This is a genomic window from Corynebacterium hiratae (genome assembly GCF_009708045.1).
Taxonomy (GTDB): domain Bacteria; phylum Actinomycetota; class Actinomycetes; order Mycobacteriales; family Mycobacteriaceae; genus Corynebacterium; species Corynebacterium hiratae.
Genome location: NZ_VIOG01000008.1, coordinates 33,871 through 49,068, shown reverse-complemented (window position 1 = coordinate 49,068; position 15,198 = coordinate 33,871). Strand labels below are relative to the sequence as shown.

Here is a 15,198-nt window from a genome sequence, read left to right as displayed (position 1 = left end):
TTCCACCGTGAAGGGCCCACAGAAAGAACAGCCCTAGCGTTGCTCTTTACGGTAGTGCCAGCACTACCCCTGCCATCGGTGGCGCCCGTTATGCTGTGAACCGTGTTCCGAAGAAAGCCCCACCCCACCAACCATGAGCAGCAGCAAGCGGAGAAGATCGCGCAGCTCACGGCCTCGCGCCGCGCCATCGCGGATGCCTACGAGGTGGAGCGCGCACGCATCGAGCGCGACTTACACGACGGCGCGCAGCAATACCTCGTGGCCGCGAGCATGAAGTTGGGGGAGGCTCTTCTCGACGCCCCTTCTGGCCTCGCCGAGCTGCTTACCGCCGCCAAACAGGACGTGGACCGCGGCCTCAAATCCTTGCGCGCCACGGTGCACGGCATCCACCCGCAGGTGCTGCAGGATCACGGTTTGGTGGCCGCGCTTGCCGACGTTGCTTCCTCCCACGGCCCCCACGTCAGCGTCTTCGCCCCGCATCCTTTGCCCAAGCTCTCCGCCTCCGTGCTGGCCTGCGGCTACTTCTTCGGCACGGAGGCTTTGACCAATGCGGCCAAGCACGCGCCCGGCGCGCCGGTGTCTGTTTTAGTGACCGCGGATGCCTCCTTGAAAATCGCCGTGGTGGATGAGGGGCCAGGCGGCGCGCGGGTGGTGCCGGGCCACGGCTTGGCGGGGATGGCCGAGCGCCTCGCGGCTTTCGGCGGGGAGATGACGCTATCCTCTCCCCCGGGCGGGCCGACGAGGCTGGCGTGCTCGATTCCTCTTCTTCTCGATCGCGGACAGTCAGGAGTTTAAGAAATGAGTTTGAGAATCGTCGTGGCGGATGACTCCGCCATTCTGCGCGAAGGTTTAGCTGGCCTTTTGGAGCGCCGCGGGCATTCGATTGTGGGCCAGGCGGACTCCGCCCCGGAGCTTGAGGCCGTGATGGATAAGCTGCGTGATGAGCTTCCGGACATCGTCATCACGGACGTGCGCATGCCACCAGGCATGGGCGATGATGGCTTGAAAGCCGCCGTGAACTTGAGAAATGCATACCCGGGCTTACCCGTCATGGTGCTCTCCCAGTATGTAGCGCCCGCATATGCGGTGGAGCTCTTCGACTCCCCCGATGCCGGCACAGGCTACCTCTTGAAGGACCGCGTCTCCGAGGTGCGGGACTTCCTCTCCAGCCTGGACGTGGTGGCTCAGGGCGGCACCGTCATCGATCCCACCGTGGCGCAGGCGTTAATGAGCTCCGGGCGCAGCGGTCTGGGCGAGCTCACTCCACGCGAGCGCGAGGTTCTCGAATTAATGTCCCGCGGCAAGTCCAACAAGGACATCGCCGCCGAGCTCGTCCTGTCTTCCGCCGCGGTGGCCAAGCACGTTTCCAATATCTTCACCAAGTTGCGGCTGGATCCCAGCGAGGACAACCGCCGCGTGAAAGCGATCTTGGAGTACCTCTCCGCACACCGCTAAAGCCCGCGCCCGCCCACCGTCTACACGAGCACCCTGACAGAGACCATCCACAGGATCCCAAGGAAACTGTGACGCAAGACGCATAAGCTTGTCCGTGCCCTTGCCCAACCCACCCCGGAAGGACCCCGCTTAATGGACGTGCAGCTCAACATCGTGCGCTTTAACCGAGAAAAGATTGCTGACCATGACTATTTTCTGGAGTTAATTCAGACGGAAGGGCTGGACTCCTTCCGGAAGCCGGATCCAGAAATGGAAGAAGCATCGGCGGCGCTCTCCAAGCTCTTCGGACAGGACGTGCCCGCGCATTCGGCCGTCACGGTCACGATGGATTCGAGCAATTTAGAACTCCAAGAAAAGCTAGCTTTGCTGGCGTATTACCACGGCTTGACTGTCTTCATTGGAACCACGGACATCCTCTTTAATGCGACTGGAATCCCCACGAGCAGCAATGGCCTTTCCTCCATCAGGAACTGCATGGGAACTATGTGGCGACAGGTCAGCAGACCGATGCTTGATCGCGCCTTTGAGGACGCCCTGCGCCTGCCGGTGTCCGAGCAAACGTGGCTTCAGGTAGTCAACTATGGCTCGGAAGAACGCAGCTACGGCCTCGATATGTCCATGCACGTGCGCGCAAGTGGTCAGTTCGAACTGATATGGTCCAGCCTCCCTCCAGAGGCCACTGAACCAGCATTCCGCACGCTCACTGTCGATACCTATGAAGAAGCACGAGAGATTCTGCTTTCCTTCAGTGATCACAACCCGTTGATCGAAGAACTTGCGTGGGAGCCGTTGCCTCAACGCGAATCTAAGCCAATCCTGGATGCTTCAGTCCGCCACGAAACACCCTGGCGCCGGCTGGACGCGGTGAAGGAGCTCCCCGCAGGCGTGATGGTCCACCTACACAAATGGCCAACGTTTTCCCTGGCCTACGGCCGCAATGCGCAAGGACAGTGGACCGCGAAGGTTTACGATAACCTCGGCACCGACAATGTGCAGACCTTCGACATCGCAGACGAAGTCATCGCAGTGGCGGAGCACTATTTGGACGGCAACGGCGAGATGATTTCCACGGTCTTCCCGGACTCTTCATCTTCGGATCCGGCACCGTACACCACGGTCACCGCAATGGAGCTTCCGGAGCGCGAGGAGCAGTGGACTGAAGCATCAGTATGCATGATGCACCGCATCCGCGCTGACCATAATGGCGAGCCCAGCCCTCGGATGCAGAAATATATTGAGAGGATTAACTCAAAGCTCGGAAGCGAAATCCTCCTCGCCGAGGAGCACGTGGAGGCACAAGCACTCACTCGGCTGCTCATCCCTGCCGACGTCAGGTCGGTCACAATAGAGAGGCTTACTCATCTGGCGCAGGATCATGGCATTTCGCTTGTTGTCGATGATTCCCTGGCACTGTACAACCCGTCGGGCAAGCCGCTTCCGGGGGCTGAGAGCTGCCAGTTGAAGCTACTCGCGGATAAGTTGTATGTGAACACTTGGGAGGTGACCACCTCCTCCTCCGTACTCGAAGCAGGCCTTCGCCTCTTCACAGGATGGAGGCTTGAGGTTCGATCCGGGAGTCAGGTGGACTTCCAGGAGCGTTATACCTTGGAAACAACCTATACGGGCGACAACGTTTCGCTTGACCTTGTCACCCCCGACGGGAACCTACACGAAATCCCATCCATCCCACTGCCCCTTGCTCTGGATTTGATGGTTGAATTCACCTACTCCCCGGCGCAGTTGGTGGACAAAGTGAATTGGCAAGATCAGAAGTCGTCCTCAGATATCCCTGAGGAAGAGCGCTTCATGGTCAACGCCACGGTCTTCGGCTCAGCTGCGTATCTTTTCAACGATGACCTTCTCGAGGCAGTTCGCCAGGACGGCTTCCCCGAAGTGGGAGCGTGGGTAGCAGCCTTTGACCGAATAGTCCCGGGCGACTACTGCCAGGTCGACCGCGTGCAACCCTCAGAAACAGGAGCGGCACGCTACCTCGTCGAATGGGGCCACAACAACGGTGAGGAAGAAAACTTCCAGATGCTCCTAGAGGACATCGACGAAGCCTTGTCCCTCCTTGAACGGTTTGTGAACGGGGACCGCGCAGAGTTTGAAGCTCTTCCGTGGACGCGACGAGTGGAGTAACAACACTAGGCCCTATGCGTGACTAGGGTATGGGGCATGAGAAACGTAACGCCACAGGAAGTACCTGAGAACGCCCAGCTTATCGACGTCCGCGAGGTCCACGAGTGGAACACCGAGCACGCCCAGGGCGCCACGCACATCCCGATGGGCGAACTAGTTGATCGCATCGACGAGATTGACCCGGACCAAGACATCTACGTCATCTGCCACCTAGGCGGGCGCAGCATGCAGGTCTGCCAGTACTTGGAGCACACCAAGGGCTGGGACGTCATCAACGTCGAGGGCGGCACGGATGGTTGGAAAGCACAAGGCTGCCCTATGGTTTACCCAAACCACTAGTGGTACCATTGCGGTACCATACAGGTGTGGTTTCCAAGATAGAAAAGATCCTCACAAAGATGCGGGCCTCACGGACAAACGTCCGCTTCTCAGAGCTGCAACTTGTATGTGACTTCTATTTCGAACGCCAAGAAAGCGCCGGAAAGAAACGGCGTGGAACTTCGCACATCGTTTATAAAACCCCATGGCAGGGAGACCCCCGAGTCAATATCCAAGAGGGGGCACAACGGGAAAGCGAAGCCCTTTCAGATTCGCCAAGTTTTAGCCGCCATCGACCACCTCCCCTAGGAGCAGATCATGAATCTCGCAGACAAATACACCTACCAAACCGCTTGGTCAGAAGAAGATGGCGAGTTCGTTGCCACAGTCCTAGAGTTCCCTTCCCTGTCATGGCTGGACACAACCGCGGCCACCGCAGAAGCCGAGTTGCGCAGCGTCGTCGAAGAAACTCTAGAAGATATGCAACGCAACAATGAACGCATCCCGGAACCATTCGGGCAGCGAAGCTTTTCGGGGAAGTTCAACCTCCGCATACCTCAGTCACTTCACCGAGACCTAACCATCGAAGCAGAACGGGAAGGCGTTTCTCTCAACACACTCATCGTGCAGAAGCTAGCCTCAACCTGAAACTAATGGGCCACAACCCATGATTTAAGTTTGCCACCTTAGGCGCGTAGTATCGTCGGCATGCCTTCATTGAATTCTGTATCCATTCCGACCGCGCTCTTGGAGTCCCCCTCCTTCCAGCTGGAGCGCCTCCGCCGCCGCACCCGCGAAGGCGTCGAGGCCGCGCTGCAAACGCAGCAAACCACCCTGCGCGAGTACTGGGTGCTCACCTGCCTCGTTGCGGAGACCGCATCCTCCCAGTCCGCACTGTCGGAGACCTTGGCCATCGACGCCTCCGACATGGTGCGCCTGCTCGATTCCTTGGAGTCCCGCAGCTGGGTCAAGCGTGAGCGCGATGCCAAAGATCGTCGCCGCCAAATCATTGCCTCCACCAAGAAGGGCGTGAAAGCTCACAAGGAGCTTGCCGTCCTGGTGTCGAAGGCCGAGGACGAAGCCCTCGACGAATCCACCAACAAGCAGCTCAAGCATCTGCGCAAGCTGGCCGCCGCCATCATCGCGGCGGACGCACCCGCCGATACCGAAAGCGGTGATGCTTAAATGACAGAGCCCGAAAACCTTCCTAGTACCGGGGGCCGCCACGCCCTCCGCACCGATGAGCCCGAGACCCCAGCGATGCCCGAGGTCCCCGAGCACTACCTCCTCGGCGACGAGGCCGCCCCCGCGCGCACCTTGTGGGACATCGTTAAGACCACCGCTGAGCACTACCCCGAGGCCGCGGCCCTCGACGACGGTGAAATCCTCACCTACGCCGAGCTGCTTGCCGACGTCTCCGCATGGGCCACCGAGCTCCACGCCAGCGGTGTGCGCCGCGGCGACCGCATCGGCATCCGCATGACCTCCGGCAAGCGCGAGCTCTACCTGGCCATCCTGGCCACACTCGCCGCCGGCGCGGCCTACGTGCCGGTCGACGCCGACGACCCCGATGAACGCGCCGAGATGGTCTTCGGCGAAGCCGACATCGACGGTGTCTTCACCGATGAGGGCTTCCGCATGCTGCGCGAGGCGCGCCCCACGTTCGACGAAAAGGACGATGGAGACGGCGCGCTTTTCGACGAGCCACGCCCCGAAGACACCGCGTGGATCATCTTCACCTCCGGATCGACGGGCAAGCCCAAGGGCGTGGCCGTGAGCCACCGTTCCGCGGCCGCCTTCGTGGACGCCGAAGCTGCCCTCTTTTTGGCGGATAGCCCGCACGGCCCCCTCGGCCCGGACGACCGCGTCCTGGCCGGCCTGTCCGTGGCCTTCGACGCCTCCTGCGAGGAAATGTGGCTGGCCTGGGGCCACGGTGCCTGCCTGGTACCGGCCCCGCGCTCCCTGGTGCGCTCCGGCATGGACTTGGGCCCCTGGCTCATCCGCCGCGACATCACGGTGGTCTCTACCGTGCCGACCTTGGCCGGCCTCTGGCCCGCCGAGGCCCTGGACAACATCCGCCTTCTCATCGTCGGCGGCGAGGCCTGCTCCCAGGAGCTCACGGACCGCCTGGCCACCGAGGACCGCGAGATGTGGAATACCTACGGCCCCACCGAGGCCACCGTCGTGGCCTGCGCGCAGCGCATGCTGCCCGGCAGGCCCGTATCGATTGGGTTGCCGCTGAAGGGTTGGGATCTGGTGGTCGTCGACAAGCACGGCGTCCCCGTGAACATCGGTGAGGTGGGTGAACTCGTCATTGGTGGTGTGGGCCTGGCTGCCTACCTGGACCCGGTGAAGGACGCGGAGAAGTACGCGCCGCTGGAGTCTATGGGTTGGGAGCGTGCCTACCGCACCGGCGACCACGTGCGCCTGGAAGAGGACGGCCTGTACTTTGTGGGCCGCGTCGATGACCAGGTCAAGATTGGCGGCCGCCGCATCGAGCTCGGTGAGGTCGAAGCTAACGTCGCCGCTTTGCCGAACGTCTACAACTCCGCCGTGGCCGTGCAGAAGACACCGGGCGGCGAGTCCGTGTTGGTCGGCTACGTCTCCCTGGATGACCCGGATGCCGGGTTCGACCACGAAGCGGCACACGCCCGCCTAGCGGAGACCATGCCGGCAGCGCTCGTCCCGCGCATCTGCGTCATGGATGAGCTGCCGATTCGAACCTCCGGCAAGGTGGATAAGAAAGCCCTGCCGTGGCCGCTGCCGGGAGTGGGCGTGGAGGCAGACGGCCTCAACCCCACCGAGCAGTGGCTGGCGGAGCTGTGGGTGGACACCCTGGGGGTGTCCGTCGAGGACGTCAACGCAGACTTCTTCTCCCTCGGCGGCACCTCGCTGGCCGCGGCGACCTTGGTCGGCCGCATCCGCGAGCGCTTCCCCACCGTGGCCGTGCGCGATCTCTACGACCACCCGCGCCTAGGCTCCCTGGCGGAGCAGCTTGCCGGTGCCGAGTCCGTCGAAGACGCCGGGCCTGCCCGCGAGGTCAAGCCCGTCGGCGCTGGCACGCGCATCGCGCAAACACTCATCCAGCTGCCCATCATGACGCTGGCCGCCACGACGTGGCTGGCCTGGCTGCTGCTGGGCTCAAACCTGGCGAACCTGCTGGGTGTGGAGTGGGCCATGACCACCCCGTGGTGGCTGGTCATCCTTCTCCTCGTCATCTTTGTCACCCCCATCGGCCGCATCCCCATCGGTGGTTTCGGCGCGCGGCTGATCACCACCGGTATTAAGCCCGGCGAGTACCCGCGCGGGGGCTCCACGCACCTGCGTATTTGGGCAGCGGAGCGCTGGGCGGATGCTTCTGGTTCGCGCTCGATCGCGGGCGCTACGTGGGTCAACAACTATGCCCGCGCGCTGGGAGTGAAGATGGGCCGCGGAGTGGACCTGCACTCGCTGCCGCCTGTGACGGGTCTGCTGACCTTGGGCAAGCACGCCGCGATTGAGCCCGAGGTCGATCTCTCCGGCTACTGGCTCGACGGCGATATCCTGCACGTCGGCGCCATTGAGGTCAAGGAAGGCGCTCGCGTGGGCGCGCGCTCGACGCTGCTCCCAGGCACCGTCGTGGGCAAGGATGCCCACGTCGAAGCCGGCTCCACCGTCACTGGGCGCAAGAAGATCAAGGACGGCCAGCGTTGGTCCGGCTCTCCTGCCAAGAAGGTGGGCCGCTCCAAGCACCGCTTCCCGTCGCATGCCCCGAAGCGCCGCCCGTGGTGGGTAGCCATCTACGGCGCTACCTCTATCTTGCTGGCCTTCCAGCCCATCGTGGCGCTGGCCGTGGGCGCTGCCGTGGTCGTTGCCCTCATCGCGGTGACCGACGGTTCCCCTTACGTCGGCTCTATCTTCTTCGCTCCGCTCGGTGCCCTGGCGGCGTTTGCCACCTTCATGCTGCAAACCTGGCTGGGCGTGCGCATCCTCTCGCTGGGTATCAAGCCCGGTGTGGCACCGGTGCGCTCCGCCAAGGGCTGGCGCCTGTGGGCCATCGAGCGCCTTATGGACGAGGCCCGCACGCAGCTCTTCCCCATCTACGCCTCGCAGCTCACCCCGGCGTGGCTGCGTTCGCTGGGTGCGACGATTGGCAAGGACGTGGAGATTTCCACGGCCGTCATGGTGCCCAAGCTCACCGAGGTCAAGGACGGCGCCTTCCTGGCGGATGACACCATGATCGGCGGCTATGAGCTCGGCGGCGGTTGGATGCTCACGGGTGAGACCAAGGTGGGCAAGCGTTCCTTCGTGGGCAACTCCGGAATCACCGGTCCGGGCCGCAAGCTGTCGAAGAACTCGCTGGTGGCCGTGCTGTCCTCGACGCCGAAGAAGACCAAGTCCGGTGCTAACTGGTGGGGTTCCCCGCCGGAGCGCATGCGCCGCGTGGAGGCCCACGTGGACGGTGTGGAGGGCGAGTCCCTCACCTATAACCCGGGCTTTGGGGTCAAGGCCGCGCGTGGTGCGATTGAGACCATGCGCCTGCTGGCGCCGATGACCTCGGCCATGCTGCTGGCGGGCACGTTGGCGACGCTTTACGCGCTTGCCGACGCCCTCAGCATCGCCGCCGCCTGGGCCCTCGGTGGTGTCATCCTCATGGTGGCCGGCGCCATCGCGATGGCGATCACCGTGGCGGTCAAGTGGATCTGCGTGGGCACGCAGACCGCCGGCGACCACCCGCTGTGGTCCGCCTTCGTGTGGCTCAACGAGCTGCAGGACACCTTCGTAGAGGCGGTCGCCGCCCCGTGGTTCTTCACCCACACCTATGGCATGGGTGAGATCAACCAGGGCCTGCGCGCGCTGGGCGTGACGATTGGCCGCGGCGCGTGGATTGATTCTTATTGGTTCCCGGAGACGGACTTGTGCTTCGTGGGCGAAGGCGCTTCTGTCGGCCCCGGCACCGTGGTGCAAACGCACCTCTTCCAGGACCGCGTCATGAGCCTAGATACCGTCACCATCAAGGCCGGCGCCACCCTGGGCTCGCATTCGGTGGCGCTGCCTGCTTCAGTCATCGGCAGCGTGGCCACCGTCGGCCCCGGCTCGCTGGTCATGCGCGGCGACCAAGTCCCGAGCAACTCCGAGTGGCAGGGCAACCCGATTGAGCCCTGGAAACACTAGGTAGGCAAAGAAAGGAGGCGGCAGGATTTCCTGCCGCCTCTTCTCTTTATGCCTGGCGCAAATTCGCGAGCCGCTAATGAGCGGTCAATGTGACGTGACTAGTCACCGATCTGGTCGCGACCACGCTTGACGATCTTGTCATCCACCTGGTCAACGAGCTCGTGGTCCTTGTTGGTGTACTCAAACTTGGAGAGCACGTAGCGCATCGCGTTAATGCGGGCGCGCTTCTTGTCGTTGGACTTGATGGTGATCCACGGAGACTCTTCAGTGTCGGTGTAACGGAACTGCTCCTCCTTGGCGCGGGTGTAATCATCCCACTTATCCAGAGAGGCCAAGTCCATGGGCGAAAGCTTCCACTGACGGACCGGGTCGATCTGGCGGATGGCGAAGCGGGTGCGCTGCTCCTTACGGGTCACGGAGAACCACAGCTTTGTCAGCGAAATGCCGGAGCCGAGAATCATGTTCTCCAGCATCGGTACCTCGCGCAGGAACTCTGCGTGCTGGGATTCCGTACAGAAGCCCATGACGCGCTCCACGCCGGAACGGTTGTACCAGGAGCGGTCAAAGAAGACGATTTCACCGCCGCACGGGAAGTGCTGAATATAGCGCTGGAAGTACCACGACGTGGATTCGCGCGGGGACGGCTTCTCCAGCGCTACGGTGCGGGCACCACGCGGATTGAGGTGCTCATTGAAACGCTTGATGGTGCCGCCCTTACCTGCAGCATCGCGGCCCTCAAAGAGGATAATGTGGCGCTGGCCGGTTTCCTTGGTCCAGTTCTGCCACTTCAACAGCTCGATCTGCAGGGAGCGCTTGATGGACTCGTACTCATCGCGCGTCATGCGCTCTTCGTATGGGTAGTTCTCGCGCCAAGTCTCAACCGGCGAGCCATCCGGCATGATGAGCGAGGGATCGTCTTCATCGGAGTCATCGACGACGTAGCCGTCGGTCTGCGCAAGGTCGATCTCGGGGAGTTCGTCGTCTTTAATGTCAGCCATGCCAATAATTCTATCTATGAAACAGGCATCCGGCGCGATAAAACTGGTTGCCGCCGCCCAATTTACCCCCGTAGTGGCAAACGGGCGGCAGCAGCCGCTCAGAATGTACGTTTCTCACAAATAGTTCCCCCAAAACTCGAAGATCTGGGGCCTTAATTGATCGATCCGTACCCGCCCCGCGTACGCGATGGTACGTTTTCGCGTGCAAGGTCCGGAAAGCACATGATCCCAAGGGCATGTTTGCGAAAACGTACCGCGCCGCTGAACTAGCCGGTCAGGGTTATACAAATGAGAAACCCCGCTGCCCAAAGTGGGTCAGCGGGGTTAACGCTTAGTTCTGCGTGAACAGCGTGCTGCTTAGAGCAGGCCGATCAGCTTCTTGGCGCCGGAAGCCATGTCGCCCAGAGCGTAGAGGACGGACAGGATGTCGCCGAGGATGCCGGTGGAAGAGAAAGTACCCATTTTGATCTCCTTGGGATTGAAGTTTATGTAGTCAAGACGCTCAGAGAGCGCTAAAGCTTACTTGGAGGACAGAACGTCGAGTTCGTTGGTCTTCGGAGCGAACTCGTAGGAGTCACCCTGCTGGACAGCGCCGGAAATGACGTCGAAAGCCTTAGCGAAGCCCTGGAAGAGGTTCTTGATGCCGGAAGCGAAGTCAGCGAAGTTGCCCAGCTGATCAGCAACGAAAGAAAGATCCATTATGGTCTCCTTTTGTGAAGTCCGGACTCAGAAGTGCCCGGAGGGGTTTGCGGTTTTGCAGACACCCTCAGCGGGCGTCACAAGAAACTATTTTGGCACACCTCCCCGACTTTGCAAGCGTTTAGGCGAGTTAATTTTTCGGGTGAAGAGTATTGCGAATCAAGCATGCAACAAGCGTTATTTATTCACTCGACCTTAACCTAACCAGCAACAACGCCCCTAACTGCGGAAATAAACAGAGTCAGGCGCGAGGCTCCAAGAAATTTTCTTCAGAACGTAACGCTAGCCCCTCCATTAGCGATTCATAGGCCTGACAAACAAAGTAAAAGCGCGAGATATTTTCCGCAAGAACATGCTCGCCTACCCCCATCCGGGGTGAGATAAGGGCACAAAAAGGTCTCAGAATAGAGAACGCTCCCCACGGTTGACCGTGGGGAGCGTTCGTTTTGCTACTGGCTGCGGCCGCGAGACGCCTCAGTCCGGGGAGCTAAGCATTAGAAGCCCATGCCGCCCATTGCGTCGGGGTCCGGCATGCCAGCGCCTGCACCGGCCGGCTCCGGCTTATCCGCCACAACTGCCTCGGTGGTCAGGAACAGGGCCGCGATGGACGCAGCGTTCTGCAGTGCGGAACGGGTGACCTTGACCGGGTCATTGATGCCAGCGGCCATGAGGTCCACGTACTCGCCAGTAGCCGCATTGAGGCCCTGGCCAGCTGGCAGGGACGCAACCTTGTCGGCGACAACGCCCGGCTCCAGGCCTGCGTTCTGAGCAATCTGCTTCAGCGGAGCAGACAGGGCCTCGCGGACGATCTTGACGCCGGTTGCCTCATCACCGGTGAGGTCAGAGAGGGAATCCAGGACATCAGCTGCTTGCAATAGGGCCACGCCACCGCCGGCGACGATGCCCTCTTCGACGGCTGCCTTAGCGTTGCGTACAGCGTCCTCGATGCGGTGCTTGCGCTCCTTGAGCTCAACCTCGGTAGCGGCACCAACCTTGAGGACTGCCACGCCGCCGGCCAGCTTGGCCAGGCGCTCCTGGAGCTTCTCGCGGTCGTAATCAGAATCGGAGTTCTCGATCTCGGCGCGGATCTGCTTGATGCGGCCGTCGATCTGCTCCTGGGAGCCAGCGCCCTGAACGATGGTGGTCTCGTCCTTGGTCACGACAACCTTGCGTGCCTGGCCGAGGTACTCGATCTCAGCGGTCTCCAGGGACAGGCCGACCTCCTCGGAGATGACCTGGCCGCCGGTGAGGATAGCCATGTCCTGCAGGGTGGCCTTGCGGCGGTCACCAAAGCCCGGAGCCTTCACGGCGACGGACTTGAAGGTGCCGCGGATCTTGTTGACCACGAGGGTGGACAGGGCCTCGCCCTCAACATCCTCAGCTATAATCAGCAGCGGCTTGCCGGTCTGCATGACCTTCTCCAGCAGCGGAACGAGGTCCTTGATGTTGGAGACCTTGGAGGAAACCAGCAGGATGTACGGATCCTCGAGGACAGCCTCCTGGCGCTCCATGTCGGTAGCGAAGTAGCCAGAGATGTAGCCCTTGTCGAAGCGCATGCCTTCGGTGACCTCAAGGTCAACGCCGAAGGTGTTGGACTCCTCAACGGTAATAACGGAGTCCTTGTTTACGGAGCCGTTGCCCACGGTGTACATAGCCTCGGCGATCTTCTCGCCGATTGCCGGGTCAGCGGCGGAAATACCAGCGGTGGTGGCGATCTCTTCCTGGGTCTCTACTTCCTTCGCGGAGGAAAGCAGGGAGTCAACAACCTTCTTGGTGGCGGCCTCAATGCCGCGCTTAATGCCCATCGGGTTGGAACCAGCGGCTACGTTGCGCAGGCCCTCGCGGACGAGAGCCTGTGCCAGAACGGTAGCGGTAGTGGTGCCGTCACCGGCAACGTCGTCAGTCTTCTTAGCTACTTCCTTGACCAGCTCTGCGCCGATCTTCTCGTACGGGTCCTCGAGCTCGATCTCGCGCGCGATGGAGACACCGTCGTTAGTAATGGTCGGGGCGCCCCAGGACTTCTCCAGGACGACGTTGCGGCCCTTGGGGCCGAGGGTGACCTTGACGGCGTCGGCAAGCGTGTTGAGACCACGCTCGAGGCCGCGACGTGCCTCTTCATCGAAGGCAATGATCTTTGCCATGTGTTTGTGCTCCTTAAGCTTTGTTGAGGACGACACTCACGTCTGGATCTATGACGGACGCCCGCGACGGCACGGCTGGCGAGTGTTCTCCAGCCCCAACCACATAGATGATTTTGATTCATTTCTGGCACTTGCCATGTGGAAGTGCTAGCGACCATTCTGGCACTCAGACCTACCGACTGCAAGATTCAACACGAACGGGCGGTGCGAAAGCACCGCCCATCAAAGTAAACTGCCCGCTAAACCGAACCGCCCGTCACAACGAAGTCCCTGTCGCTCTTAAGACGCAGCCTTCTTAGCCGTCCACTTATACGCCGCGGCAATGCCGGTAACGAAGAGGATGACGCCCACGAACTTGGCTGCCGTGCCGCCCTCGAAGATCTCCAGCGGGGAATCGCCGCCCGACGCCGCGATGATGCCCGCATTGACCACGCCGAAGAGGGACTCACCCACGATGAGGCCGGTGGCCAGCAGCGTGCCCATGCGCTTGGCAAAGTCCGGCTTGGACTGGCGTGCCGCCCACCGGTTGTAGAAGTAGCCCAAGAAAGCGCCGATCGGCACCACAATGGTGATAGCTGCCGGCAGGTACATGCCCATGCCCACGGCCAGCGGGGACAGGGAGTACTTGTCGGTGAAGTGGCGCAGGCACTCGTCCACGATGATGATGACGGCACCAATAGCCGCGCCCAGACCGATGAGATCCCACGGCAAAGAGTTATCGAAAATACCGGAGGCCACCGAAGACATCAGCGCGGCCTGCGGTGCAGCCAGCGCGTCCTCACCAGCGCCTTCCATGCCCTGGAAGCCGAAGCCGGTGAGCATGACCTGCAGAATCGGCGGAATCACCAGGGAGCCGAAGAGGACACCGATGATGAGCGCTACCTGCTGCTTCCACGGCGTCGCGCCGACCAGCTGACCGGTCTTGAGGTCCTGCAGGTTGTCATTGGAAATAGTCGCGATACCGAAAACAATGGCCGCAGTAAACAGCGTGTAGGCCACCAGCGACAGCGGCTCCGCGTCCGTCCCGCGGGTCACGGCGGCAATGATCAGCGCGGCGGCGATGACCGCGATGATGCCGATGGAGGAAATCGGCGAGTTGGAGGCACCGATGAGGCCAGCCATGTAGCCACACACCGACGCGATGATCAGGCCCACGAGCAAGGTGAAGAGTACGGAGACCGTGATGAGGACGGCCATGTGGTCGTGAATATCGGTACCGCGCACGAAGTTCCACAGCAGCAGACCAATCGGAATCATCAGGACCAGGATGGTGCCAATGACATAGGGCGCCGGAATATCGCGCTCCTCCACCGCTACCTGCTGGCCGCCCTTGCGGTCACGGGAGGAGGCGAAGGACTCAGCCATGCCCTTGGCAATCGGACCGGTGATCTTGATCAGCGTCCAGATCGCGGCGATAGCCATGGTGCCCACGCCGATGAAGCGAATCCGGCCGGAGAAGACGGAATCAACAGTGTCCATGAGCGTGGCCGGATCACCCAGCCCCTCACCACCAGTGAGGATGGGCAGCAGGATGAGGTAGGAGATGACCACGCCGACGAGCATGGCAATACCCACGGCCAAGCCCACGAGGTGGCCCACGCCGACCAGCGCCAGCGAGAGGGAGCTACCCAGCGTCGTCGCGCCAGGGCCCAGCTTGAAGTAGGTGGCCACCTCGGAGGCGGCTGCCTTCATAGCCGCCAGCAGTGCCATGACGGCAGAAAGGATGCCGCCAAAGAGGATGACGTGCAGGCCCTTCGTGTTCTCTTCGTGGGCGGCCTCGCCCTCCTCACCGGTGCTATCGCCCACCTTGAGGACCTCCGCCGCGGCCACGCCTTCCGGATAGGGCAGGTCCGAGCCCGTCACCAGCGCACGGCGCAGCGGAATGGAGTACATCACGCCGAGCACACCGCCGATGGCGCACACCGCGGCGGTATCGATGAAGGAAAAGCCCTGCCAGTAGCCCACCATGACCAAGCCCGGGAGCACGAAGATGATCGCGGACAACGTGCCGGCCGCAGAGGCGATGGTCTGCACGATGTTGTTTTCTTTGATGTTGTGCCCGGCAAAACGGCGCAGCACCGCCATGGAAATCACGGCGGCAGGAATGGACGTGGCAAACGTCAGGCCCACCTTGAGGCCCAGATACACGTTGGCGGCGGTAAAGATAAGAGTGATGAGCCCACCAATGATGATGCCGCGCAGCGTGAGCTCGCGGAGCGTGGACTGGGAACCTTCGGCGGTGGTAGACGCCATGTCAGGTCCTTTCTAAAAAGAACTTATAAACAATATGGACT

12 protein-coding genes are annotated in these 15,198 nt (G+C 61.7%); 7 read left to right on the top strand and 5 right to left on the bottom strand.

Annotated features, from left to right (window positions below; translation table 11 throughout):
• The first annotated feature begins 102 nt into the window (after positions 1–102).
• The 7 genes from FME68_RS08180 (at position 103) to FME68_RS08150 (ending at position 9,066) form a co-directional block, all read left to right on the top strand.
• Positions 103–795, top strand: coding sequence for a sensor histidine kinase (locus FME68_RS08180; RefSeq protein ID WP_328287784.1), 693 nt, complete (start codon positions 103–105; stop codon positions 793–795).
• Between the two features lie 3 nt (positions 796–798).
• Positions 799–1,455, top strand: coding sequence for a LuxR C-terminal-related transcriptional regulator (locus FME68_RS08175; RefSeq protein ID WP_070562396.1), 657 nt, complete (start codon positions 799–801; stop codon positions 1,453–1,455).
• Positions 1,456–1,587: 132 nt separating this feature from the next.
• Positions 1,588–3,594 carry a hypothetical protein gene (locus FME68_RS08170; protein WP_158397168.1) on the top strand — a complete coding sequence of 669 codons (2,007 nt, stop codon included), beginning with the start codon at positions 1,588–1,590 and terminating at the stop codon, positions 3,592–3,594.
• Between the two features lie 36 nt (positions 3,595–3,630).
• Complete coding sequence (locus tag FME68_RS08165; protein ID WP_158397166.1) at positions 3,631–3,933, top strand: rhodanese-like domain-containing protein; 303 nt, start codon at positions 3,631–3,633, stop codon at positions 3,931–3,933.
• A 297-nt stretch (positions 3,934–4,230) separates the two neighbouring features.
• Entirely contained in the window at positions 4,231–4,560 is a 330-nt protein-coding gene (locus FME68_RS08160; RefSeq protein WP_144013600.1) for a type II toxin-antitoxin system HicB family antitoxin, read from the top strand.
• 60 nt (positions 4,561–4,620) lie between these two features.
• On the top strand, positions 4,621–5,097 hold the full coding sequence (locus FME68_RS08155; protein ID WP_049154701.1) for a MarR family winged helix-turn-helix transcriptional regulator: 477 nt from the start codon (positions 4,621–4,623) through the stop codon (positions 5,095–5,097).
• Positions 5,098–9,066, top strand: a complete 3,969-nt coding sequence (locus FME68_RS08150) for a Pls/PosA family non-ribosomal peptide synthetase (protein WP_158397163.1) — start codon at positions 5,098–5,100, stop codon at positions 9,064–9,066.
• A gap of 98 nt (positions 9,067–9,164) precedes the next feature.
• Here FME68_RS08150 and ppk2 read toward each other — a convergent pair whose 3' ends face one another.
• The 5 genes from ppk2 to FME68_RS08125 form a co-directional block, all read right to left on the bottom strand.
• Entirely contained in the window at positions 9,165–10,064 is a 900-nt protein-coding gene (gene ppk2, locus FME68_RS08145) for a polyphosphate kinase 2 (protein WP_049154699.1), read from the bottom strand.
• Positions 10,065–10,421: 357 nt separating this feature from the next.
• Positions 10,422–10,526 (bottom strand): porin, encoded by a 105-nt coding sequence (locus tag FME68_RS08140; protein WP_158397161.1) that lies wholly within the window; start codon positions 10,524–10,526, stop codon positions 10,422–10,424.
• A gap of 57 nt (positions 10,527–10,583) precedes the next feature.
• Positions 10,584–10,763, bottom strand: coding sequence for a PorH family porin (locus FME68_RS08135; RefSeq protein WP_158397158.1), 180 nt, complete (start codon positions 10,761–10,763; stop codon positions 10,584–10,586).
• 494 nt (positions 10,764–11,257) lie between these two features.
• Positions 11,258–12,904, bottom strand: coding sequence for a chaperonin GroEL (gene groL / locus FME68_RS08130; RefSeq protein WP_046647185.1), 1,647 nt, complete (start codon positions 12,902–12,904; stop codon positions 11,258–11,260).
• A 279-nt stretch (positions 12,905–13,183) separates the two neighbouring features.
• On the bottom strand, positions 13,184–15,157 hold the full coding sequence (locus tag FME68_RS08125; RefSeq protein ID WP_158397157.1) for an OPT family oligopeptide transporter: 1,974 nt from the start codon (positions 15,155–15,157) through the stop codon (positions 13,184–13,186).
• Positions 15,158–15,198: the final 41 nt, after the last annotated feature.